The sequence below is a fragment of the Paenibacillus sp. ISL-20 genome (assembly GCF_018613005.1).
Taxonomy (GTDB): domain Bacteria; phylum Bacillota; class Bacilli; order Paenibacillales; family Paenibacillaceae; genus Paenibacillus_AQ.
This window is the reverse complement of sequence record NZ_JAGGRD010000042.1, coordinates 98,159-121,644: the sequence shown is the minus strand read 5'-3', so window position 1 is coordinate 121,644 and position 23,486 is coordinate 98,159. Positions and strand designations below refer to the sequence as shown.

Annotated in this window: 19 protein-coding genes, 11 tRNA genes and 1 rRNA gene; 28 read left to right on the top strand and 3 right to left on the bottom strand. The window is 49.0% G+C overall.

Annotation, left to right across the window (positions count from 1 at the left end; translation table 11 throughout):
- Window positions 1-232 precede the first annotated feature (232 nt).
- The 20 genes from rrf (at window position 233) to yajC (ending at window position 9,664) form a co-directional block, all read left to right on the top strand.
- A 5S ribosomal RNA gene (gene rrf, locus J7E85_RS24295) occupies window positions 233-349 on the top strand.
- Window positions 350-359: 10 nt separating this feature from the next.
- Window positions 360-435, top strand: a tRNA-Asn gene (locus J7E85_RS24290).
- A gap of 5 nt (window positions 436-440) precedes the next feature.
- A tRNA-Ser gene (locus tag J7E85_RS24285) sits at window positions 441-532 on the top strand.
- A 17-nt stretch (window positions 533-549) separates the two neighbouring features.
- Window positions 550-624: transfer RNA gene (locus J7E85_RS24280), tRNA-Glu, on the top strand.
- Window positions 625-763: 139 nt separating this feature from the next.
- Window positions 764-839, top strand: a tRNA-Val gene (locus J7E85_RS24275).
- A gap of 88 nt (window positions 840-927) precedes the next feature.
- Window positions 928-1,004 (top strand) — tRNA-Met (locus J7E85_RS24270).
- A 30-nt stretch (window positions 1,005-1,034) separates the two neighbouring features.
- Window positions 1,035-1,111: transfer RNA gene (locus J7E85_RS24265), tRNA-Asp, on the top strand.
- A 132-nt stretch (window positions 1,112-1,243) separates the two neighbouring features.
- Window positions 1,244-1,319 (top strand) — tRNA-Lys (locus tag J7E85_RS24260).
- 41 nt (window positions 1,320-1,360) lie between these two features.
- A tRNA-Gly gene (locus tag J7E85_RS24255) sits at window positions 1,361-1,435 on the top strand.
- Window positions 1,436-1,439: 4 nt separating this feature from the next.
- A tRNA-Arg gene (locus J7E85_RS24250) sits at window positions 1,440-1,516 on the top strand.
- A gap of 41 nt (window positions 1,517-1,557) precedes the next feature.
- Window positions 1,558-1,637 (top strand) — tRNA-Leu (locus tag J7E85_RS24245).
- Between the two features lie 8 nt (window positions 1,638-1,645).
- Window positions 1,646-1,719 (top strand) — tRNA-Pro (locus J7E85_RS24240).
- 147 nt (window positions 1,720-1,866) lie between these two features.
- Window positions 1,867-2,589: a BofC C-terminal domain-containing protein gene (locus J7E85_RS24235; protein ID WP_215162333.1), complete on the top strand. Its 723-nt coding sequence runs from the start codon at window positions 1,867-1,869 to the stop codon at window positions 2,587-2,589.
- Window positions 2,590-2,802: 213 nt separating this feature from the next.
- Window positions 2,803-3,306, top strand: coding sequence for a crossover junction endodeoxyribonuclease RuvC (gene ruvC, locus J7E85_RS24230; RefSeq protein ID WP_215162332.1), 504 nt, complete (start codon window positions 2,803-2,805; stop codon window positions 3,304-3,306).
- Complete coding sequence (gene ruvA, locus J7E85_RS24225; RefSeq protein ID WP_215162330.1) at window positions 3,303-3,920, top strand: Holliday junction branch migration protein RuvA; 618 nt, start codon at window positions 3,303-3,305, stop codon at window positions 3,918-3,920. Before ruvC ends, ruvA begins: the two co-directional genes overlap by 4 nt.
- A 29-nt stretch (window positions 3,921-3,949) precedes the next feature.
- Window positions 3,950-4,957 (top strand): Holliday junction branch migration DNA helicase RuvB, encoded by a 1,008-nt coding sequence (gene ruvB / locus J7E85_RS24220; protein ID WP_215162328.1) that lies wholly within the window; start codon window positions 3,950-3,952, stop codon window positions 4,955-4,957.
- A gap of 57 nt (window positions 4,958-5,014) precedes the next feature.
- Window positions 5,015-7,105: a SpoIID/LytB domain-containing protein gene (locus J7E85_RS24215; protein ID WP_215162326.1), complete on the top strand. Its 2,091-nt coding sequence runs from the start codon at window positions 5,015-5,017 to the stop codon at window positions 7,103-7,105.
- Between the two features lie 5 nt (window positions 7,106-7,110).
- Entirely contained in the window at window positions 7,111-8,142 is a 1,032-nt protein-coding gene (gene queA, locus J7E85_RS24210; RefSeq protein ID WP_215162324.1) for a tRNA preQ1(34) S-adenosylmethionine ribosyltransferase-isomerase QueA, read from the top strand.
- Window positions 8,143-8,162: 20 nt separating this feature from the next.
- Entirely contained in the window at window positions 8,163-9,302 is a 1,140-nt protein-coding gene (gene tgt / locus J7E85_RS24205) for a tRNA guanosine(34) transglycosylase Tgt (protein WP_127594680.1), read from the top strand.
- Window positions 9,303-9,349: 47 nt separating this feature from the next.
- Window positions 9,350-9,664: a preprotein translocase subunit YajC gene (yajC, locus tag J7E85_RS24200; RefSeq protein WP_215162322.1), complete on the top strand. Its 315-nt coding sequence runs from the start codon at window positions 9,350-9,352 to the stop codon at window positions 9,662-9,664.
- A gap of 119 nt (window positions 9,665-9,783) precedes the next feature.
- Here yajC and J7E85_RS24195 read toward each other — a convergent pair whose 3' ends face one another.
- Window positions 9,784-10,173 carry a TIGR04086 family membrane protein gene (locus J7E85_RS24195; RefSeq protein WP_215162314.1) on the bottom strand — a complete coding sequence of 130 codons (390 nt, stop codon included), beginning with the start codon at window positions 10,171-10,173 and terminating at the stop codon, window positions 9,784-9,786.
- A gap of 192 nt (window positions 10,174-10,365) precedes the next feature.
- Here J7E85_RS24195 and J7E85_RS24190 point away from each other — a divergent pair, with 192 nt between their 5' ends.
- Window positions 10,366-11,139, top strand: a complete 774-nt coding sequence (locus tag J7E85_RS24190; RefSeq protein ID WP_215162306.1) for a YetF domain-containing protein — start codon at window positions 10,366-10,368, stop codon at window positions 11,137-11,139.
- Here J7E85_RS24190 and spoVB read toward each other — a convergent pair.
- Window positions 11,136-12,743 (bottom strand): stage V sporulation protein B, encoded by a 1,608-nt coding sequence (gene spoVB / locus J7E85_RS24185; RefSeq protein ID WP_215162304.1) that lies wholly within the window; start codon window positions 12,741-12,743, stop codon window positions 11,136-11,138. The genes J7E85_RS24190 and spoVB overlap by 4 nt on opposite strands.
- Before the next feature lie 188 nt (window positions 12,744-12,931).
- Here spoVB and J7E85_RS24180 point away from each other — a divergent pair, with 188 nt between their 5' ends.
- The 6 genes from J7E85_RS24180 to J7E85_RS24155 all read left to right on the top strand — a co-directional run bounded on the left by J7E85_RS24180 (window position 12,932) and on the right by J7E85_RS24155 (window position 19,586).
- The gene (locus J7E85_RS24180; RefSeq protein WP_215162301.1) at window positions 12,932-13,189 is read left to right on the top strand and encodes a post-transcriptional regulator; all 258 of its coding nucleotides are present in this window, start codon (window positions 12,932-12,934) and stop codon (window positions 13,187-13,189) included.
- Window positions 13,190-13,320: 131 nt separating this feature from the next.
- Entirely contained in the window at window positions 13,321-14,571 is a 1,251-nt protein-coding gene (secD, locus tag J7E85_RS24175) for a protein translocase subunit SecD (RefSeq protein ID WP_076320437.1), read from the top strand.
- Window positions 14,561-15,478, top strand: a complete 918-nt coding sequence (gene secF, locus J7E85_RS24170; RefSeq protein ID WP_215162299.1) for a protein translocase subunit SecF — start codon at window positions 14,561-14,563, stop codon at window positions 15,476-15,478. Before secD ends, secF begins: the two co-directional genes overlap by 11 nt.
- A gap of 139 nt (window positions 15,479-15,617) precedes the next feature.
- Window positions 15,618-16,583, top strand: coding sequence for a cation diffusion facilitator family transporter (locus tag J7E85_RS24165; protein ID WP_215162297.1), 966 nt, complete (start codon window positions 15,618-15,620; stop codon window positions 16,581-16,583).
- A gap of 61 nt (window positions 16,584-16,644) precedes the next feature.
- The gene (gene recJ, locus J7E85_RS24160) at window positions 16,645-19,044 is read left to right on the top strand and encodes a single-stranded-DNA-specific exonuclease RecJ (RefSeq protein WP_215162291.1); all 2,400 of its coding nucleotides are present in this window, start codon (window positions 16,645-16,647) and stop codon (window positions 19,042-19,044) included.
- A 26-nt stretch (window positions 19,045-19,070) separates the two neighbouring features.
- Window positions 19,071-19,586 (top strand): adenine phosphoribosyltransferase, encoded by a 516-nt coding sequence (locus tag J7E85_RS24155; RefSeq protein WP_076320441.1) that lies wholly within the window; start codon window positions 19,071-19,073, stop codon window positions 19,584-19,586.
- Window positions 19,587-19,679: 93 nt separating this feature from the next.
- On the opposite strand, the gene uraA is transcribed toward J7E85_RS24155, so the two are convergent.
- Window positions 19,680-20,978, bottom strand: a complete 1,299-nt coding sequence (gene uraA / locus J7E85_RS24150) for a uracil permease (RefSeq protein ID WP_215162289.1) — start codon at window positions 20,976-20,978, stop codon at window positions 19,680-19,682.
- 301 nt (window positions 20,979-21,279) lie between these two features.
- Between uraA and J7E85_RS24145 the strand changes: the two genes are divergently transcribed.
- Window positions 21,280-23,457 (top strand): RelA/SpoT family protein, encoded by a 2,178-nt coding sequence (locus J7E85_RS24145; RefSeq protein WP_215162287.1) that lies wholly within the window; start codon window positions 21,280-21,282, stop codon window positions 23,455-23,457.
- Window positions 23,458-23,486: the final 29 nt, after the last annotated feature.

Sequence of the window (23,486 nt, the reverse complement as noted above, 5' to 3'; positions counted from 1 at the left end):
GGTCGAGGGCTTATCCAAAAAACACCCCAAAAAGTGAAGCGAAGCTTTGAAGCAACGCCGAATACTTTCCGGGGACCCCGATATTACATTGGGGAAATGCTACGGATTCTCAAACACGCAAATTCGTTTCGTATCTAGTTTTCAGGTGATCAAAACTGAATTGTAAGTGTACAAGCTATACTTGCAAGGAGGATGATCACGGCATTTGGCGATGCCGGATCCTGAATATACGTTTGGTGGCGATAGCGGAAGGGTTCCACGCGTACCCATACCGAACACGACCGTTAAGCCTTCCAGCGCCGATGGTACTTGGACCGAAGGGTCCCGGGAGAGTAGGACGTCGCCAAGCGGATACATATTCCCTGATAGCTCAGTTGGTAGAGCACTCGACTGTTAATCGAGTTGTCACAGGTTCGAGTCCTGTTCGGGGAGCCACTTATGGAGAGGTGTCCGAGTTGGCCGAAGGAGCACGATTGGAAATCGTGTAGGCGCCAAAAGCGTCTCGAGGGTTCGAATCCCTCTCTCTCCGCCAGCAAGGACTGCATATACGGCCCGTTGGTCAAGGGGTTAAGACACCTCCCTTTCACGGAGGTAACAGGGGTTCGAATCCCCTACGGGTCACCACTATCTTTATTGCATCAGGGGATGAGAATCCCGTCGGTTCGTCGGAGGGTAACTTCGTAAGCATAGACTTCGCAGTCTCGAACGAAGTGAGAGTATCCCCTACGGGTCACCACTTTAATTTAGTAACAACATTCCAGACGGAGGCTTAGCTCAGCTGGGAGAGCATCTGCCTTACAAGCAGAGGGTCGGGGGTTCGATCCCCTCAGCCTCCACCATAATTTATCCCCAAAAAAGTGAAGCTCATGCTTCGCAGGTAATTCCGATTACTTTTCGGGGATCCCATACAAGCAACCCTTATAATGACGCGGGGTGGAGCAGTTCGGTAGCTCGTCGGGCTCATAACCCGAAGGTCGTAGGTTCAAATCCTGCCCCCGCAACCAATTTATATCGCGATAGCGATAATGCCTCATGGAACTGTGGTGTAGAGGCCTAACATGCCTGCCTGTCACGCAGGAGATCGCGGGTTCGAATCCCGTCAGTTCCGCCATTCTTATAAGCTTCAGGGATGAGAATCCATTATGGGTTCGTCGAAGAATCATCTTCGTTAGCATAGACTTCGCAGTCTCGAACGAAGTGAGAGTATCCCGTCAGTTCCGCCATTCTTTACTCTTAGTAATAAGAGCCATTAGCTCAGTTGGTAGAGCACCTGACTTTTAATCAGGGTGTCGAAGGTTCGAGTCCTTCATGGCTCACCATCTTTACCAAGAGAGCTTGAGACGGAATACATATTTACATTGCGGACGTGGCTCAGCGGTAGAGCATCGCCTTGCCAAGGCGAGGGTCGCGGGTTCGATTCCCGTCGTCCGCTCCATTTTGCGCCCTTAGCTCAGCTGGATAGAGCGTTTGACTACGAATCAAAAGGTCGGGAGTTCGAATCTCTCAGGGCGTGCCATTTTTAAATTAAATTACTTACTCTATATGAAATTTCATTGTGCCGGTGTGGCGGAATTGGCAGACGCGCGCGACTCAAAATCGTGAGGGAAACCGTGGGGGTTCGAGTCCCTTCACCGGCATTAATTAACGGGATGTAGCTCAGCTTGGTAGAGCACCTGGTTTGGGACCAGGGGGTCGCATGTTCAAATCGTGTCATCCCGATTCGAATCGAAAGACTGCTTTCAGTATAACTGAAAGCAGTCTTTTTTTGTTGTGGTTTGAAAATGATGTTAATGGCAAAAGCGGAACTGAATAATTTGGCAGCTTCCCGGTCACAATATGAAAAACATTGAATAGAAGGGGATAACCTTGAGTGTTTTTCATTTCTTTAAGAAGCTGTTCAGAAAACGCTGGAGACGCTGGAGACGCTGGAGACGCGCGATTTGGTCCTGTGCGATCCTATTGATCGCAGGTGTCATGATATGGTCTGGCCAGAATATAAAGGATCAGATGAATAAGCTGCTCACTGCTGCATCCGACGAAACGCCGCTGGCCGTAGAAACGATGCATTACTTGCAGATCGCGGATGATAAGTTGGAAGAACGCCGGCAGGATCAGAGGGAATTCATGCAGAAGCTGAATACCTCGAAGGGAAAGAAGCATGTTCATGTTCGCATCACTTATGTATGTGGCATCGAAGAGCAGGACATGGGTAAGCTTACGGCGGACGGTATTTATGAACTGATGAATAAAAATCCTTTATGGCAGGGACGCTTGGATAACAAAGGAGTAGTTTGGCTGGAGCACACCGTATCCGACCTCTCACCCACCTGTAAGAGGCAAGCTTATATGAGTATCGATTCCAAAGGAAACCTAACATTGTTTGATGGCCCACCGGAAGAAGAAAAAGTGATGCGGACCTTCTTTCAGCTGGATGTCGGTTCGATGGAGTCTTCTTTACCTAAAGATGTGATCAAGCAACTTGAAGAAGGTATTCGAATCCAAGATATGGAAGAGTATAACAGTGTTCTGTCAACCTTTAGCGATTATGCACGGGATATGGCTGAGAATGTCATGAACCCGACCCCTTAAAATTGTCCCAGCTTTGTCGCTTGGTGACTGAAAATGCTGCTGCCCGGAAATTTCCCGGGCAGTTTTTTGCGTTGGAAGGGGATGTCAGCGGTCTCAATATAGTGGATACGTAACGGTTGCTTAAAGGATCAAAGTTTTTCCTCAACAGAGGTCGATCTTTTGTTATAATGAGAGAACGATACATATGTTCGCTTCATCAGAGGAGAGATTGGTTTGCGCATTTTAGGGATCGACCCCGGGATTGCGATTGTAGGTTTCGGGTTTGTAGATAAGGTTGGAAGTAAAGTTACACCGGTACAGTATGGCTGTATCCAGACGGAAGCCCATACACCGGATGAAGAGAGGCTGCAGCACGTGTACGAAGGTATGCAGCAGCTTATTGATAAATATGAGCCTGAGGCCGTTGCTTTCGAGAAATTGTTTTTTAACCGCAACGTAACCACGGCGATGTCCGTATCCCAGGCCAGAGGGGTTCTTATCCTGGCTGCGGTCCAGCGCGGACTCCCGATTGCAGAATATACGCCGATGCAGGTGAAGCAGGCGATTGTCGGCTATGGCAAGGCCGAGAAGAGACAGGTACAGGAGATGGTCAGGATGTTCCTGAAGTTGCAGAGCATTCCTAAACCTGACGATGTGGCGGATGCATTGGCTGTAGCGATCTGTCACGCGCATTCCTATACACTGAATTCCAAGTTAAATGAGGTATTGCGAAAATGATCGATTTTTTACGGGGACAGGTAGTCCACTTAGAGAGTGAATATATTGTACTGGATGTTCATGGGGTAGGATATCAGGTGTTCTGTCCGAATCCCTATGCCTTTGCCAAAACCGAAGGAACCATCACGGTGTTTACCCATCATCATGTCCGTGAAGATGCCATCCTGCTGTTTGGATTTCCGACACGGGAGGAACAGAAGCTGTTCCGTAAACTGATCGAAGTCTCGGGTATCGGTCCGCGTGTGGCGCTCGGCATATTGGGCGGGGGATCTCCGGATCATGTGGTTTCCGCCATCTACCAGGAGAATGTATCCTTCTTAATCAAGCTTCCGGGAATCGGTAAGAAAACAGCGCAGCGTATGATTCTGGACCTGAAGGACAAGCTTGAGGGATTCGGAAATGCGAGCATGATGACCGGTCTTTTTGCCCTTCAGGAGCCTGAGCCGGAAGCTGACGGCTCGGCGTGGTCTGAGGCACGTGAAGGATTGAAGGCTCTTGGTTATACGGATAGCGAGCTGGACAAGGTCTGGCTCAAGATTAAGGATTCTGCCGCAAGCGGTGAATCTGTCGATGTGCTGATGAAACGGGCACTGCAGCAGCTGTACGCCGGTTAGAGGATCGCTGCAGGAGAGGAGTTTATTAGATGGACGATCGAATTATTTCCGCCAATCTAATGATGGACGAACAGGCTGTCGAGCTTAGTCTGCGTCCACGCTATTTGGCTGAATATATAGGACAGAATCAAGTTAAGGAAAATCTCAAGGTATATATCGAAGCGGCAAAAATGCGTAACGAAGCGCTTGACCACGTGTTGTTGTACGGTCCTCCGGGTCTCGGTAAAACGACGCTGGCCAATATTATCGCCAATGAGCTTGGCGTTAATCTCCGTACGACTTCCGGTCCGGCAATCGAGCGACCGGGGGATCTGGCTGCACTTCTCACTAATCTGCAGGAAGGAGATGTACTGTTTATTGATGAGATCCATCGGCTGCACCGGACGGTAGAGGAAGTGATGTATCCGGCGATGGAGGATTTTGCGCTGGATATTATGATCGGGAAAGGGCCAAGCGCACGCTCGGTACGTCTGGACCTGCCGCCGTTTACCTTAATTGGCGCCACTACACGGGCTGGATTGCTCTCTGCGCCGCTTAGGGACCGTTTTGGCGTGGTAAGCCGTCTGGAATTCTATACGGTGGACGAGCTGAGTTACATTGTGTCACGCAATGCTGATCTTTTTGAGATCGAGATATTAGGAGAGGCAGCAGAAGAGATTGCCCTGAGATCGCGCGGGACGCCCCGCATTGCCAACCGTCTCTTGAAACGGGTACGTGATTATGCCCAGGTTCGAGGAGATGGCATGATAACGCCAAGCATCGCTCAGGAAGCGCTGAAAATGCTGCAGATCGATCCGATGGGACTGGATTTTATTGATCATAAAATGCTGAACGCCATGATCAAAAGCTTCCGTGGGGGACCTGTAGGTCTGGATACCATTGCGGCAACCATTGGAGAAGAAAGCCAAACCATTGAAGATGTTTATGAACCGTATCTCCTGCAGATCGGTTTCTTGCAGCGTACACCCCGGGGACGGGTTGTAACGCCCACAGCTTATCAACATTTAGGTATTCCCTTTCCAGAGGATCGTCGTTAGATTATAGAATCATTACATTCATACCAAATCCTAATAGCTACAGGAGGAAAGACTTAAATGGATAGGAACTGGACGAAATCATTATTCGGTTGGACCACCAAGGGACTCTTGTCACTGGCTGTTGCCGGAACCTTATGGAGCGCGCCTGCAGTACATGCGGCCGCTCCTTCAATAGATACGATTCGAGTTGCGATGTTTTTGGATCTGGGAAGTCAGTATAAATCAACAAGCAATGCCGTTACACTGAAATCCGCTGAGGCTCTGACGGCATCGCTGCTTGTATCCGGTGCTCAGCAGACTTTGATAAGCATTCCAGCAAACCAGCAGGTCCGAATGAGTGTGGATACATACCGCGTCAAGGTGCTTGAGACCACGGATTGGAAAACGGCTTCGGAAGCGGCGAAAAAACTGGAGGCGACGAATGACAAACCGATGCTGTTTGCAGACGGCAATGTGTACAAACTATATGCCGGTATGTATGGGACAGAGAAAGCGGCCGTGGACGCGGCAACGCGAACTGCGAAGACGGTGGCTGCTTATCTGAATAGTCAAACGCCTTCTGTTAAAGGCGGACTGCATTTGTCTGCGGGATCGTACGGATCGGAGGCTGAGGCGGAGTCTGTACGTAAGACGTATGCAAATGCCGGCATGGATGCCTTCAATGTTGTGGTACCTAACGGAGGTGTATCCGCTTATGAGGTTTGGGTAGGCGAGGCAGCCAACACAGCCGATCTGGCTGCAGTCAGACAGGAGGCTGCTCCAATATCCGGCGCCCTCGTTGAAATGAATGCTGCTACCTCGGGTCTGATGATGAGACGAGATGTAAGCCTGAACCTGGCGACTCCTCAAGAGACACAGCATTATATGTTGTCGGGTGGTCAGTCGGTTCTGCGGGTAGAAGGGAGTTCAGGTGCCGGAACGAATGTGAAGGAGCGATTGGATCGCTCCTATCGAGGCGCTTTGGAGATCGGACAAAAGAACGGTCAATTGTATCTCGTCAATGAACTGCCGTTTCAACAGTATCTATATTCCGTCGTTGGAGCCGAGGTGCCATCTACTTGGGGGGCTGAAGCTCTGAAGGCACAGGCTGTAGCGGCACGCAGCTATGCGCTCTTCCAAGGAAATAAGTTTGAGGTAGCTCATGTCGTGGACACAACGCTAAGCCAGGCCTATTACGGGACAGCCTATGAGTATCCGAGCATTATTCAGGCAGTGGATGCAACTGACGGCGAAGTGGTCATGAAAGACGGCAAAATAGTGGAAACCGTGTTTTCCTCCAATAGCGGAGGAATGACGGCGGACTCCACCGAGGTGTGGGGTAACCGTAACGATCTGTTTGCCGCGGTGGAAAGCCCTGGAGATTCTTCATCCCAGGCAGCGCTTAAATCCTGGTATCATGTACTTCTTCCGAGTGGCGCTACAGGTTATGTACGTGAGGACAATGTGAAGGAAACCGGCAACAAAACATCGGCAGGACTCCTGTATATGACCGTTACCGCCAAGGATACGAATGTACGCCCACTGCCATTGATCCAATCGAACGTTGAGCCTGTAGGCAAGATGAATCCGGGAGAAACGGCAGTCGTTCTTGAAAAAGTGGCGGAATCCAACAGCTATGACTGGGTTCGCGGTCCGTATACTTCGGATCAACTACTGTCCGCTCTAAAAGGAAAAACCTCTAACAGCCTGCCTGCTTCTATTACTTCGCTGGATGTAACGGAGCGAGGCCCGTCTGGACGTGCCCTTACGGTGAAAGCCAACGATCAAGTGCTGGACGTAAAATATCCGGATATGTTCCGCTCGGCTTTTAACGGTCTGCCAAGCACATTGTTTGATATTGAATCGACCGGAAGTTATACTGTATTGAGCGCGAATGGTGCGGTATCAACGGTTTCAAGCGGCCAAATGGTGTCCGTCATCTCAGGGAGCGGTAACGGAAATGTCAAAGGTTCCGGTACCGTTGTGATGAATGGAACGGGAAAAGCACGTGTGATTGAAAGCTCTTCCGGCTTTAAATTTACCGGTAAAGGCTTAGGTCACGGACTGGGCATGTCCCAATGGGGTGCCAAAGGAATGGCAGATGAAGGGTATGATTATAAGCAGATACTCCAACACTATTACCGCAACACGACTATTACGAAGGACTGACCGACATGAATGTGGATTTGTATGATTTTGAATTACCCGAACACTTAATTGCGCAGACGCCGCTGCTTGATCGAAGCTCTTCCAGGCTTCTCACGCTGGACAAAGAGAGCGGACATATAAGCCATCAAACGTTTGCGGACATCATAGACAGCCTGAATCCGGGGGATACGCTCGTATTAAACGATACCAAGGTCATACCGGCCCGATTGTTTGGTGCAAAGGAAGACACCGGTGCGAAAGCAGAGGTACTTCTGCTTAAGAATATGGGGCAAGACCGGTGGGAAGCACTTGTAAAACCCGGCAAGAAGCTGAAAAAAGGGAACGTAATTTCCTTCGGGGACGGTAAATTAAAAGCGATCATTGAGGAAGAAGGCGAGATGGGTGCTCGCATCCTATCCTTTTCGTATAAAGGGATTTTCCAAGAAATCCTGGATGAACTGGGGCAAATGCCGCTTCCGCCATATATTAAGGAGAAGCTGGATGACCGCGATCGGTATCAGACCGTATATGCAAAGCATGAAGGATCTGCAGCCGCTCCCACGGCGGGCCTGCACTTCACGGAAGCTCTCCTGGAACAGATTCAGGCCAAGGGAGTAGACATCGCCTTCATTACCCTGCACGTGGGACTGGGGACATTTCGTCCGATGTCCGTGGAACAGGTTGAGGATCATGTCATGCATGAAGAGTACTATTCCCTTTCCCAGGAAACCGCTGAGCTGCTGAATGAAACGAAGCGGCGCGGCGGCAGGGTTATCGCTGTAGGGACTACCTCTTGCAGAACGCTGGAGACGGTTGGATCGGCGCTGAAAGGCGAGCCGCTGCGTGAGAGCAGCGGCTGGACAAGCATTTTCATATATCCCGGATATACTTTTACCGTTGTGGACGCGCTGATTACGAATTTCCATCTGCCGAAATCCACGCTGGTGATGCTGGTCAGTGCGTTGGCCGGACGCGAACACATTATGAAGGCGTACAAGGAAGCTGTTGAGAAGGAATATCGATTCTTCAGCTTTGGCGACGCGATGTTTATCTATTAATTCGGAGGTTGGTTAATACAATGGTAGCAGCTGTTACTTATGAACATATTAAAACGTGTAAACAATCGGGCGCGAGGCTCGGCAGAGTGCACACCCCGCACGGCGTGATCGATACGCCGACATTCATGCCTGTGGGAACATTGGCAACCGTAAAAACCATGAGTCCGGAAGAACTAAAGGCTATGGATGCCCATATTATTTTAAGCAACACCTATCACCTCTTTTTGCGTCCTGGACATGATATTGTGAAGGAAGCGGGCGGACTGCACAAATTCATGAACTGGGACCGTCCGATCCTGACTGATAGCGGAGGCTTCCAGGTATTCAGCTTGGCAGAAATGAGAAAAATATCGGAAGAAGGCGTACATTTCCGTTCCCACTTGAACGGAGATAAACTGTTTATCTCCCCGGAAGTCGCGATGGAGATTCAGAACGCGCTCGGATCTGATATAATGATGGCTTTTGATGAATGTCCGCCTTATCCTGCGGAGTATGAATACGTTAAACAATCCACCGAGCGAACCTCTCGCTGGGCTGAACGCTGCCTTAAGAGCCATGCTAGACCGGAAGACCAAGCCCTATTCGCCATCGTTCAGGGAGGCATGCATGAGGATCTGCGCCGTCAGAGCGCCCGTGATTTGACTTCCATGGATTTCCCGGGTTATGCTATTGGTGGACTTAGTGTGGGAGAATCGAAGCAGCTTATGTATGAAGTGCTGGATTACACGGTGCCCCTGCTGCCGAACAATAAGCCTCGCTATTTGATGGGAGTCGGATCACCCGATGCGTTGATTGAGGGCTCGATTCGTGGTGTGGATATGTTCGATTGCGTGCTTCCGACGCGGATCGCTCGCAACGGGACAACGATGACAAGTCAAGGCCGTCTTGTCGTTCGAAATGCTCAATATGCCAGGGATTACGGACCGCTGGATCCGGAATGTGACTGCTACACTTGCCGTAACTACTCGCGTGCTTATCTGCGTCATCTGATCAAGAGTGATGAAACATTTGGATTAAGATTGACGACGTATCATAACCTGCATTTCCTGCTCAATTTGATGCGTAACGTGCGTCAGAGTATTATGGAAGACCGTCTGCTTGATTTCCGCGATGAGTTTTTTGATAAGTACGGCCTACATGATAATGAAAAAGGGTTCTAAAGCAAGTTCATGGCCATCATGATAAGTTTGTGAAAGGGGGGAAAGGAATGTTTGGAGCTTCATTTGATTTAGCAGCTGGTACAGGTTCAGGCGGAGGCGGTATTTTAGGGTTGGTTTTGCCTTTCGTTCTGATGTTTGTCATCTTTTATTTTCTGCTTATTCGTCCACAGCAGAAGAAGCAGAAGACCAGAAACGCAATGCTTAGCGCCTTGTCAAAGGGCGATAAAGTGGTAACCATTGGAGGCCTTCACGGTACAATTGTGGAGATTACCGACGATATTGTGGTCTTGAAAGTGAACGATGTAACGAAGTTGACGTTCGATCGTAACTCTATCAGCCATAGTGTGAATGCGGATGCATAATTACGTTTCACCTACATATGGAATGTAATCGTTATAACAAAGGCCGATTCCTTTTAGGAGTCGGCCTTTGTTTTTTAGCATGGTAGTGAGATGCTCGCCAGAAGCATTAGCGTGAAACTTCATTTTTTTAAGTTGACCCCGAACATTCCCCCGATGGCGCCTGCAGCAAATACCGTGACAATCAGCGTCAAATCTCCGAGAGATAAGGAACTATCCAAAGCAAGAAAGCCAATGACGAGCAGCGTTATGCCATATATCAGCCCTGTCAGGCAGCCGTAATACCAACCTTTGTTTCCTGCGCGCTTGCCGCTCACACAACCTCCGATAAAGGCTGCGATGGCATGTACGAGAAACGTGTAGAACGATAAATCATCTTCGGCTAGTCCGCTGCCCCATAGAAGCAGGGATAACGCAAACGCGCCAAGAAACATCCAGAAAAAAGAATACAAAAGTCCTGAAAGAATCGGATTGGAGATCCTGAAAGTGAAAACTCGCCGGATCGGTTCCATGAATCATCCCCCTTAACTAATCTTGATCATTAAATTGTATGGCCAAGCCTGTACATATAGTACAAACTGAGCGTTTTGCATCCGGTTTTGCATGATTTCCATTAATTAATCCGTTGTAATCGAATGGGAAAAGCTATAGCAGGCCAGAATAGCTGTACATGAGAATGTTCGACAAGCTAGGAGGGATTGTTTATGTCTCATATGACTATTCTGATTCTGCGGACCATTCTGATGTATGTGGTCATCTTTGTCACCATGAGAATCATGGGCAAAAGGGAAATCGGAAAGCTGTCCATCTTCGATTTGGTCATATCCGTAATGATTGCAGAGATTGCCGTTTTTGTTCTGGAAGATGTCCAAAAGCCGATTTGGGAGGGACTTGCGCCTATCGCTGTTTTGGTTGCCATTCAGGTAGGTCTTGCTTACATCGGACTGAAAAATCGAAATATACGGCTGTTTGCCGACGGAAAGCCAAGCGTATTGGTGTCCCGGGGCAGGCTGCACCGTAAGGAGATGGCAAAGCTTCGCTATAATCTGGATGATCTGATGCAGCAGCTAAGAGGCAAAGATATTGACAGTCTGGCGGATGTTGAATTTGCGATACTTGAAACATCCGGTCAGCTCACCGTGATTCCAAAGGATACGGGGGACAGCTCCAACAGCAATTCGAATAACTCTTCAAGTTCATCCAACACCTCAGGGGTCACATCCACTTCATCCCAATCCGAAAAAGAGAACCCTACAGTCGTTGATATTCCTTACGATAAAATCACGTATGAAGGCCTGCCCATCCCGCTTATATTGGATGGAAAGGTGCAGGACGAGAACCTTGAATTAATCGATAAAACGCGGTTCTGGCTTAAGAACGAGATACAGAATTACGGTGCTAAGGATTTTAAGGATATTTTTCTATGCTCTATTGACCATAAAGGCCGGATTTACATTGACCGTAAAGACAGGATCTAACGACGGCTGAATTTATTGAACCAGGTGCCGACGACAGGCACACGATCCAAATCTCGCGGTGTTACCAGCTTGGTCATAAAAATCATGATGAAATAGACCAGCATACCAACTGCGATGGAAGCCCAAAATTGCAGCCATGGCGCGGTCGAAAACGGAAGATGTTTGTACCCATAGAGGACACAGGCACCCATAATGATCATAACCGCCCCGATTTTGACATAATCCAGCAGACGGAATCGAAAGCCGATCAGTCTCGATAGGCTGAAACCGTGGAGTAATGTAACTGCAATGCTGTTTACGATAATGGCAATGACGGCCCCTATTATGCCGAAGGCGGGATTGGATGCCAAAAACACGATGAGGCTCATTTTGATGATTGCCCCAAATAACGTGTTGAGTAATGCCCGGCCCGGACGGTCCAGAGCTTGCAAGGCAGCTTGAAGCGGGGATTGCACATACAGGAACAAGGCAAAGGGCGCCATGATTTTGAGCATATCGCTAACCTCCGCGTTGTCGTATAGGAGCAGGCATAATGGCTCAGCCAGGACAAACATAATGATGGCAAACGGAGCTCCGGAGACAAGGGCTAGCCGAAGGGATTGGTTCATTCGTTTGTGGATGGTCGTCCGGTCATTGCGGGCGGCAGCTTCCGAGAGTGAAGGCACCAGAGAGATGGCCAGAGAAACCGTCAGAGCACCGGGCAATAACAGGAGCGGGATGATCATCCCTTGCAGTGCTCCATACTGGGCGGTTGCTACGGATGTCGCTATACCTGCCATGGCCAGGCTGCGATTGGTCAGGATTGTCTCCAGGAGGTAGGAGAATGAACCTACCATCTTGCCCCCTGTCACAGGCAATGCAATACCGAATAAACGTTTCAGAATGCCTTTATTCGAGGAAGAGTCTTCTTTTGCAGTTTTTTCGGATATTACTTTTTGCCGTTGCGGTTTAGGTAAAAGTTTATTTCTAGGTCGTCCCTCCCCGGGATATTGCAGCAGCAGGGCTATCATGCCAATCAGTTCCCCCACGGCTGTTCCGAGCATAGCACCCGCAGCCCCATAAGCGATGCCTTTGGGCATCAAGAGATGCGCAAACCAGAGCATGCAAATAATTCGGACAATCGTCTCGATCACGGAGGAGCTTGCGGAGGGAATCATGTTCTGTTTGCCCTGGAAATATCCACGGTAGACCGACGAAACGGCAATGATGATCAACATGGGTGTCATGCTGATAAAGGTTTGGTATACACGCTCGTCCGGCAAAAGCACGCCGGTTACCCAAGGGGCAAGGAGCAGACTTAGTCCCGTAAAGAGGGCGCCAGCTGTAAGTGTCAGCATCAGGCTGACATGCAGGATTTGCTTGGAAGCATCACGCTTGCCGGCACCTTCCGCTTCGGCAACCATTTTGGCAATGGCCAGCGGAATTCCGCCGGTAATGATTGTCACGAGCACGATAAAGAAGGGATAACCCAGTTGGTAAATTCCGACACCCTCGGGTCCAATGATCCGGGGGAGGGCGATCCGGGGGATAAAACCGAGTAGGCGGTTTAATATGCCGGCTGCAAGTAAAATCAGCGTTCCTTTAATAAATGATTGCTTGTTCACTGTCCATCCCACTCCCTGGTTAAGACTGAATACGGTGACACGACATGGCTATTCTTATGGATATGCCCTACCTGTCCCATCTGATGACTTTACTTTTTTTTCAGGACATGGTAGGAATAGAAGGAAAGCAATGTATCCTGTCGAATGTAACTTAGGGACAACAGGGAGTCAGTGAGGAGGCCATATGCATGGAACTCGAGCAAATGAGCGAGGAAGATTTGATGAGCACCATTGAGATGGTATGCTTGAGCAAGGTTGAGGAAATGCATTTGATTGGGTACGAATATGTGACTAGCGACGATATTTGGAACTGTGTCAGCAGCAAATATGAAAAGGAAGGCATCCCCTCCCTCCACAAACTGGTCAATGACATTCTGTCCTTGAAGGCGACAGCTTTAATGAACTTTATGACAATATCAGCATATAAGGGATCTTCTTTCGATTAATCGAAGAGGTCCCTTTTGCCTTGCGGATATAAGGGTTCATTCATAAACCCGACAAATTTTGATAAATTGACTGGGTTTTATGACATCGCTATAATAGGAATATTGAGTAAAAAGGGGGAACAAAGGACGGCATGAAGAGAATAATCAGTTTCGTCGGAACCGTACTCGTGATCACTGTTTTAATGGCCGTTACAACTCCAGGCTTGCTGAAAGACGTCCGTCTAGGTCTGGATCTTAAGGGTGGATTCGAAATCCTTTATGAAGCAGAGCCTTTGATGGAAGGGCAGCAAGTCACAAAAGAAGCACTGCAGGAAACCGCAAAGAGCTTGCAAAAGCGTGCGGATGCAATGGGAACATCTGAGCCTGAGGTTACGCCGGAAGGGGCGAACCGGATTCGCTTGAAGGTGGCAGGCGTAACGGATGAGGCTGAAGTTCGAAAAACGATGAAAGAACCTGCGAACCTCACATTCCGAAGCAATGACGGCTGTAAAGAAGGCGAGGAGTTCTGTAAGATTGAGCTCCGCGGCGACGATTTCGTCGAGAACGGCGCATCGGTTGCCTATGACCAGCTTAATCAGCCTATGATAGATATTAAAGTGAAGGACAAAGGGAAGTTTGCTGAAATTACAGGACGTCTTCTCGGTCAAGAACTGGCTATCTTCATGGACGACCAATTGCTGTCAGCTCCGACGGTACGTGCCGCATTAACGGATGGTACCGCACAAATTACGGGGAGCTATTCGCTGGATGAAGCGAAGCAGATCCGGGATACGATTAATCTCGGTGCCCTGCCGCTGAAGCTGGTTGAGAAGTACTCTCAGAGCGTAGGAGCTACGCTCGGTATGCAATCTCTTACGAAAACGGTAGAAGCAGGTCTTATCGCATCCGTTGCGATTCTTCTGTTCATGATTATCAGGTATCGCGTACCGGGTTTGCTGGCAAGCTTTGCACTTATTTTGCATACATGGCTTCTGATTCTTATTTTTGTATGGGCTGACTTTACGCTGACGCTTCCAGGTATTGCAGCATTTATATTAGGTATAGGTATGGCGGTTGATGCCAATATCATCACCTATGAACGCATTCGGGAAGAGATCAGAACGGGCAAGAGTGTTCCATCAGCGGTGAAAGCAGGCGGTAAGTCATCCCTGCGAGCCATCATGGACTCCAACTTGACGACGATACTCGTTGCCGCTGTCATGTTCGGATTTGGTACCGGCGCGGTTAAAGGTTTTGCGCTTGTATTGATTCTGGAGATCATCTTGAGTATTGCCACGAACGTTTATTTCTCCCGTTTCTTGCTCAATCTACTTGTGAATATTGGTTGGGCCCGCAAACCGAGCCATTATGGCGTAAAGGAGCGTGACATTCGTGAGCTTTAAGAACTTTGATTTCGTAGGCAAAAGCAGATTTTTCTATATTCTATCCATTGCAATTACGATTCTGGGCTTGGTATTTCTCTTGACTCGTGGTCTTAACTATGGAGTTGATTTCCAATCCGGCTCGAACGTAGACATCTCTCTCTCCAAGCCGCTGACTACGGAGCAGATTAATACCGTATTAAAAGAGGCTGGAATCGGTGAAGATGCGAGCATTACTCCTGGTATTGACCGCGTGAATATTCGATTCAGCGAGGTGCTGACCGAGGACCAGGATCTGAAGATGCGTTCCGGCATTGAGAAGCTGGATAAAACGGCCACCTTCGAGATCAACACGGTGGACCCAGAGATGGCAAAAGAGCTGGGCCGAAACGCAATTTATGCGGTATTGATTTCCTGTATCGGGATTATCATCTATGTCAGCATCCGTTTTGAATGGCGGTTTGCGATTGCAGCGATCGTAGCCCTTCTGCATGATGCATTTGTTGTCATTAGTATTTTCTCCATCCTCGGTCTCGAGGTGGATCTGACATTCATTATCGCCGTTCTGACGATTATCGGTTATTCGATTAACGATACGATTGTCATCTTCGACCGGATCAGGGAGAACCTGAGGTTTGCCAAGATTAAAAGATTCTCGGATCTTAAAGATCTGGTTAACAAAAGTTTGACCCAGACGATCGGACGTTCGATCTATACAGCATTGTCTGTTTTCATCGCTGCACTCTTCATGCTCCTGCTTGGCGGTGAGTCGATTCAGATGTTCTCTCTGGCAATTTGTATCGGTTTGGCATTCGGCGCGTACTCTTCGATCTTTATCGCAAGTCCGTTGTGGCTCGTCCTTAAGGGGCGTAATGTCAGCGATAAACCAAATTCACCTAAGCCAAGCAAAGATAAGATTGAAATCTAATTCAGTCGCTGTTGGCGTAGCAGTCTAGATAGCAGAGGGTCCTATACAAGTGGAAAGCCGCGTCGCAGGCGACGCGGCTTTCTAAAGTTAACAGCGATAATAAATATAGGATTGATAGTGACATTGAGGGGGGCCTCAAGTGAGCAATGAACGTTTGAATCATACGGAGACTGTCCTTTGGACAGGCATTGTAACGGATTTTGCATTAGCCTTGTGTAAAGGGATCGCCGGATATTTATCCGGCAGTAAGGCTCTAATCGGAGATGCTCTGCATTCTGCGGCAAATGCCGTAACTTTATTGGTGGATCGTTTACCAAGCCTGGGTATATTCGGCAATAAAAGCTCCATTCGGGACAAACGGAAAGTTTCGGATACGACAGAGCCCGTGATCTCGATTCTATTTGCCGTTTTATTGATCATGGGCGGTATTCAAATTGCGGTATCCGCGATTCAAACCATGGCATCAGGCGACCTGGAGCCGCCAACCAAATCGGCACTGCTTGCCGTTTTCATATCACTCGCTGTGAATGAAGCGGTGTTTCAGTACCAATGTCGGCAGATAAAAAGAAACAAGGATCCCCGGTATGAGGTGCTGTCCGCTGATCATCGGTTTGCCCTGTACTCTTCGCTAACGGTATTAATCGGCGTGTCACTAGCTATGGGGGGCTCTTATTTTGAATGGACACCCCTGCTCTATATGGATTCGGTTGCGGCTCTGATTGTGGCTTGTCTCGTGGTCCGCAAAGGGTATATACTAATCGTTCATTCCGTTTATGGAACGCTCGTAGAAGAGAAGCGGCATGAGCACGAAGCCGATTTCATGGATACGATTCAGCGAGTGCATGGCGTGATCACGATCGAGGAACTGAAGGTTCAGGAATACGGGCAGATCCGTCATGTGAACATTGAAGTGAAAATCACCGTGAATCCGCGGACATCCATATTGGAGGCTCAAGAGATTGCTGAGCGAATCCGGAAGCTGTTAACCCATCGCTTTATTCAGGTTACGGATGCCAAGGTTCACGTGGTACCCTATGAACCGGGTTATCCATATAAATCGAACTATGACTTAATGGACAACGATATGCCGACACTGCCGCAGTAGCGTCTGGAGCTAACAGGTGTAAGTCAACAGGAAAAAGGCAGGAAAAGGAAGGTGAGTCCCTGTGCTGTATTCCAAATATGAATGGAGAATACGCTCGGCAGAGTCATCGATCACCGATAGGCTGGCCCAGGATTTGTCGCTGCCACCCATGGTGGCTTCACTCATGGCGTCACGGGGGATACAATCAGCCGAGGATGGACGGAGATTTCTATATGGAACGTTTGAGCTGACGCATGACCCTTATCTCATGCAGGGGATGCAGGAGGCTGTCCGGCGTATTCGTAAAGCGCTGGAGGATCGGGAACATATTCTGATCTATGGCGATTATGATGCAGACGGTGTTTCCAGCACATCATTGATGATTCATCTGATGCGCTACTTGGGTGCATCTTATGATATTTATATACCTCACCGATCCAATGAAGGTTATGGCTTACATAATCACGCACTGGATTGGGCCCATCAGCAAGGGGTCAGTCTAGTCATTACCGTAGATACTGGAATTAGTGCAGTCGAGCAAATTGCGTATGCCAACAGCCTTGGCATCGACGTGATTGTCACGGACCATCATGAGCCGCCTGAAGTGCTGCCAGAAGCTTATGCACTGATCAACCCGAAAATCCCTACATGCCCGTATCCCTTCAAGGGGTTGGCAGGCGTAGGCGTGGCTTACAAGCTGGCACAGGCTCTCGTTGGAGAACCACCGGAGGAGTGGCTTCAAATTGTTTCCATCGGGACCATTGCGGACTTGATGCCGCTTACCGGGGAGAATCGGGTGCTTGTGAAGCACGGAATCGAATCAATGCGGAATACGAGGTATGAAGGTATTCGATGCTTGCTGGAGGTATCGGGGATCCATGTGGAGCAGGTGACTGCCGTAAATGTGGCATTCTCCATGGCACCACGGATTAACGCCAGTGGCCGTCTGGATCATGCAGGCCGTGCCGTTACGCTTCTTACAACAGAACACCGTGAAGAAGCGGAGCGGCTTGCCTGGGAACTGGATGGGCTGAACAAGGATCGGCAGCAAGTGGTAGAAAATATCGTCCAGGAAGCGCTTGGCATGGTTCAAAACCGCTGGAGAGGACAGGAGGTTCCTCCTGTAATCGTATTGGCGGGTGAAGGCTGGAATGTTGGTGTGGTTGGTATCGTGGCATCCAAAATATTGGAGCGATTCTACAGGCCTGTCGTTATCCTCGGGATTGATCCCGAGACGGGAAACTGTAAAGGCTCCGCCCGTTCAATTCCGGGATTTGATATTTATGCGGCTCTACACTCCTGCAAGGACGTCATGGACCATTTTGGCGGCCATCCTTCTGCAGCGGGCATGAGCCTCCATCGGGATCGATTGGAGGAATTTGAACAGGGTCTACATCGATATGCTGAGGAAGCACTCGAAGAAGAGCAACTGATCGCAATTTGTGAAGCGGACCTGGAGGCCAGCTTGTCGGAGGTATCGGTGCCCGTTATTGAACAGATTGAACAGTTAAGTCCGTTTGGCATGGCGAATGCCGTGCCGAAGATCGTTTTCCGGGATGTTGTCATAAAGGAAGTTCGTAAAATCGGCAAAGAAGGAAAACATCTGAAGCTTCGCTTGCAGCAGAAGCGTGAGGTTATGGATGCGATCTCATTCGGATGGGGGCATCTTGCCGATATATTGCCGGTAGGCACGGCTGTGGATGTGCTTGGTGAGCTTTCCGTGAATGAATGGAACGGGAGTCGTAAGGTACAGCTCATGATTCAGGATATCTGCGCTCCTTATCAACAGGTGTTTGACTACCGCGGGAACAAAGAGCCGTTACAGGAAATTCAGAGGTGGAGAGCGGAGCTGGAGCCGCATCTGCGTTGCCCGGCAGTCCGTTCGGCAGTGGTGTACGCAAAAGATTCACATCCGGAAATAAAAAGTCAATTGTATGATATGTGCCTTTGGGTATATGATAGGAATGCTGGCATCATGCCAGATAATGATATTGCTGAGAACAGTCAAGAAGATATTTCCGTTTTGTTCGTACTGGATGTACCGGAGACGGCTGAACAACTGGATGCATTTATGTCAGCCTTCCATTCCGTTCCCAATATATTCATGCTGCATCCGACCCGGAACCTGCGCGAACGGCTGCAAATTCCGGACCGCGAACAGTTTAAGAAGCTGTACGTTTCACTTGCCGGGATGACGTCCGCTCCCATGTCGGAGAATGAGGTTGTAGTACGTCTGCAGAAGCAGACTTCCTTATCTACACGCATGCTGCTCAAAGTACTGGATGTGTTTGAGGAACTGGCGTTCATCCAGCGTGTCCAGGGACAGATTACCTTTATACCGAAGCCGGAGAAAAAACCGCTGGACGCTTCCCGTCACTTCCGTGAGCTAAGCGATTTGGCGGATATGGAGCAGCATTTGCTGCATGCCGGTACCGAACAATTAACCCAATGGATGATGTCCCGCACAAAAGGCGTATCTTAACCGCAACTATACAGGAGGAGATTATTTTGGATTTTAAAGATTATATTCGTGTCGTTCCCGATTTTCCGCAGGCGGGGATCAGCTTCAAAGATATTACTACACTGCTGAAGAATGGTGAGGTGTATCGCAAAGCCATCGAAGAATTGAAGATCTTGGTATCCGATCTTAAAATTGATGTGATAGCTGGTCCCGAAGCTCGTGGATTTGTCGTGGGTGCTCCGCTAGCGTATGCTCTTGGAGTAGGATTCGCGCCCATTCGCAAAAGCGGAAAGCTTCCCTATGAAACGATTGAAGTGGGATACGACCTCGAATATGGAAAAGATCGCTTGGCGATGCATACCGATGCGATCGAGAAGGGTCAAAATGTATTGATTGCGGATGATCTTCTTGCAACAGGCGGTACGATTGCGACTTCGGTTAACCTCATCCGTCAATTGGGCGGAAACGTCGTTGGAGCTGCATTCATGATCGAGCTGGCGGATCTCAATGGCCGTTCGAAGCTGGATGGAATCGAAGTATTTACATTGATGCAATACGAGTAATCGATAACAATCTTCCTGATTTTCCCGGGAAATAATAGACGCCCTGAGCAACCAGCTCAGGGCGTTTTTCGATTGGGGCTAGGGTTGTTAGTTTCAATCCGGCGTCTTCTCTACGAGCGGCTCATCATTTTTTTCATTGGAGAGGCCGGTAATCTCGAAGACCTTGAAGAGGAGAGCCATGAGGACACCTACAACGGTAGCCAGGGCCATACCCTTCAACTCGACGGTACCAAACTTCAAGGTTACACCGCTAATCCCTGTTACCAGGACCAACGTAGCCAGGATCATGTTGCTTGCCTTGGAGAAATCGACCTTTTGCTCAACAAAGATCCGAAGTCCGGAAGCTGCGATAACCCCGAACAGCAACAGTGATACGCCGCCCATTACAGGGGTAGGAATGTTGGCTACAACAGCGGAGAACGTGCCGGAGAAGGAGAGCACAATCGCAATAACGGCTGCTCCGGCAATTACGAATATCGAGTATACCTTTGTGAGTGCCATGACCCCGATATTTTCACCGTAGGTGGTATTTGGTGTGGAGCCAACAAAACCTGACAGAATGGTGGATATACCGTTAGCCAGAAGAGAGCGATGCAGGCCAGGGTCTTTGGAAAGGTCTCTGCCCACGATATTGCTTGTTACCAGCAAATGCCCGATGTGCTCCACGATAACAACGAGCGCAACCGGAATGATGGTCCAGATCGCCCCATTATCGAATACCGGGGTTGTCAGCTCCGGAGCCGACAGGAACTTCGCGTTCGCGATTTTCTCGGTGTCTACCACGCCTAGAGCGAAGGACAGAGCATAACCGACAACAATCCCGATCAGAATGTGAATGATTTTGGAGAAGCCGCGGAACAGGATGGCCCCGAATACGGTGACACCAAGAGTCACGAGCGAAATCGTAATGATTTTCGGATCAATGGACTGTCCCTCTTCTGGTAAAAAACCAGCCATACCTGCTGCAACCGGTACAAGCTCAAGCCCGATCATGGCAATGATGGCACCCATGACCGCTGGAGGGAATACAAAGTCGATCCATTTGGTACCCGCATATTTAACAATGAGAGCTACCACGCAGAAGATAACTCCTGTAACGATAAAAGCTCCTAAGGCTTTGCCATAGTTGGCATCCGGATCTTTGGCGAGCACGATCAGAACCGGAGAGATAAACGCAAAGCTGGAACCTAGGTAAGCCGGGATCTTTCCTTTACAAAAGAAAATGTATAGCAGTGTACCAATACCGTTCATCAGCAGGATCATGCCGGGATCCACACCGAATAGGTTCGGTACAAGCACCGTGCTTCCGAACATGGCGAACAAATGCTGCAGGCTCAGAAGGAAACCTGGACCAAACGGAAGTTTCTCATCAACTTGAATTTCTCGTTGCAAACCATTTCACTCCTCTTAGGACTTTAAATATAGGACCGTTCGCGTACGATCTTTAATAGATTAAATACAATCGTTCGTTTTTTCAACAATAATTTTTACAGTTCGTCAAAATATCCAATTGATGTCAAGTTTTGATGTCTCCGCGCCGGAAACGGGCATACTATAAGTGTCTGAACGCTCGACATGTTGACGTATAACGTCACAAGCGTCATAATGATAGGAAAACAATCACGAGGGAACCTGCACGTTTTGACAAGGGCGGGTTCCATTTTATATAGAAAGGGAAGAGAAGGACTCCAAAATGGGCATAGAGCGATTACTCGAAAAGGCCAGCGCCTATATAAAAGAACCCGATCTTCTCCGCATCCAGGAAGCTTATGAATTTGCGGAGCAAGCCCACCACGGACAAGTGCGGAAATCGGGAGAACCTTATATTCTTCATCCGCTTGCGGTTGCAGACATCGTGGTGAATATGCAGATGGACACGTTGTCTATTATTGCTGCGTTGCTTCATGATGTCGTTGAGGATACAACTGTATCGCTTGAGCAGATACGTGAGCGCTTCGGGGATACCTGCGCACTGCTGGTGGATGGTTTGACGAAACTAGAACGTATCCAATTCCGATCCAAAGAAGAGCAACAGAACGAAAATTATCGTAAAATGTTTATCGCGATGGCCCGGGACATTCGGGTGATCGTGATTAAGCTGGCAGACCGGCTTCATAATATGCGCACTCTTAAGTATCAGTCCGAGGAAAGCCAGCGCCGTATTTCCTATGAAACGCTAGAGATCTTTTGCCCGATCGCCCATCGTCTAGGTATTTCCGCAATCAAGTGGGAGATGGAGGATATTGCGCTTCGTTACTTGAATCCGCAGCAGTATTACCGCATTGCGAATTTGATGCACAAGAAGCGGGCTGAACGTGAGCAGTATATTGACAATGTCATAGTCTGTATCCGTGAGAAGCTCGACGAGATGGGGATACAAGCCGACTTATCTGGCAGACCCAAGCATATCTACAGCGTTTTTAAGAAAATGACGGTGAAGAACAAGCAATTCAACGAAATTTATGATCTGCTTGCAATCCGCATTATTGTCGACAATATTAAGGATTGTTATGCTACGCTTGGCATCATCCACACCCTGTGGAAGCCGATGCCTGGCCGTTTCAAAGATTATATCGCCATGCCAAAAACGAATATGTATCAATCCCTTCACACGACGGTGGTTGGACCCAACGGGGAGCCGACGGAGGTTCAGATTCGGACCTGGGAAATGCATCGTACGGCGGAGTACGGTATTGCGGCACACTGGTCCTATAAAGAAGGTTCCGGAGGCAACGGAGGCAGCTTCGATAATAAAATGACGTTCTTTCGTGAAATATTGGAGCTGCAGCATGAGACGAAGGATGCCTCGGAGTTTGTAGAATCTCTGAAGATGGACTTTTTCTCCGATTTGGTTTTTGTGTTTACGCCAAAAGGCGAAGTGATCGAGCTGCCTTCCGGCTCCGTCCCTCTCGATTTTGCCTACCGAATTCATACGGAAGTAGGAAACCGCACCATTGGTGCCAAGGTTAACGGCAGAATTGTTCCGCTGGATCATCAGCTCAAGACCGGCGATATTGTGGAAATTTTAACATCGAAACATTCGTACGGTCCTAGCCAGGACTGGTTGAAGATTGCCCAATCCTCGCACGCCCGCAGTAAAATCAAGCAGTGGTTTAAGAAAGAGAAGCGGGAAGAGAACGTGGAGAAGGGGCGCGAGATGCTGGAGCGCGAGATCAAGCGCCTCGGTCTTGATGTGTCCGAGTGGACGACCGATGATAAATTAATGGAGGCGGCCAAGAAATTCGCCTTTAATGATATTGAGGATATGTTATCCGCGGTTGGCTTCGGCGGGATCACTGCCGCCCAAATCTGTACCAAAGTGACCGAGAAGCTCCGTAAGGAGCAGGAGGAAGCGAATCAGCTTGAATTGACCTCCGAGATGAAGGAAATCAAGCCGGCGGAGAAGCGAAGCCGTCCAACGAACGGCGTACGCGTCAAGGGGATTGATAACCTGCTTGTGCGTTTCGCGAGATGCTGTAATCCCGTGCCCGGCGACGATATTGTCGGTTACGTTACCCGCGGTCGCGGCGTATCGGTCCACCGTTCGGATTGTGCCAATCTGCCGACTATGGATGAAGGCGAGGAGGCCGCGCGCGTAATCGAGGTGGAATGGGAAACGGCCGTTGAGGCTAATTACAGCGTCGATATCGAAGTGACAGGCCATGATCGTAACGGACTGTTAAACGAAGTTCTTCAGGCCGTATCAGAGAGCAAAACGAATATTTCCGCTGTGACCGGCCGATCTGACAAGAACAAAATGGCGATGATTCACATGACGATTTTGATCCGCAATACGGATCACCTCCATTCCGTTGTGGAACGAATCAAGCGGGTGAAGGATGTATATACCGTTCATCGAATCATGCAGTGATGGCACGGTTGCGTGGTTAACGGACTCTG

Bases quoted from the DNA above. Each gene is read 5' to 3' on its own strand.
- ruvA (WP_215162330.1), top strand. From the start codon at position 3,303: ATGATCGATTTTTTACGGGGACAGGTAGTCCACTTAGAGAGTGAATAT.
- ruvB (WP_215162328.1), top strand. From the start codon at position 3,950: ATGGACGATCGAATTATTTCCGCCAATCTAATGATGGACGAACAGGCT.
- J7E85_RS24215 (WP_215162326.1), top strand. From the start codon at position 5,015: ATGGATAGGAACTGGACGAAATCATTATTCGGTTGGACCACCAAGGGA.
- queA (WP_215162324.1), top strand. From the start codon at position 7,111: ATGAATGTGGATTTGTATGATTTTGAATTACCCGAACACTTAATTGCG.
- tgt (WP_127594680.1), top strand. From the start codon at position 8,163: ATGGTAGCAGCTGTTACTTATGAACATATTAAAACGTGTAAACAATCG.
- yajC (WP_215162322.1), top strand. From the start codon at position 9,350: ATGTTTGGAGCTTCATTTGATTTAGCAGCTGGTACAGGTTCAGGCGGA.
- J7E85_RS24195 (WP_215162314.1), bottom strand. From the start codon at position 10,173: ATGGAACCGATCCGGCGAGTTTTCACTTTCAGGATCTCCAATCCGATT.
- J7E85_RS24190 (WP_215162306.1), top strand. From the start codon at position 10,366: ATGTCTCATATGACTATTCTGATTCTGCGGACCATTCTGATGTATGTG.
- J7E85_RS24180 (WP_215162301.1), top strand. From the start codon at position 12,932: ATGGAACTCGAGCAAATGAGCGAGGAAGATTTGATGAGCACCATTGAG.
- secD (WP_076320437.1), top strand. From the start codon at position 13,321: ATGAAGAGAATAATCAGTTTCGTCGGAACCGTACTCGTGATCACTGTT.
- J7E85_RS24145 (WP_215162287.1), top strand. From the start codon at position 21,280: ATGGGCATAGAGCGATTACTCGAAAAGGCCAGCGCCTATATAAAAGAA.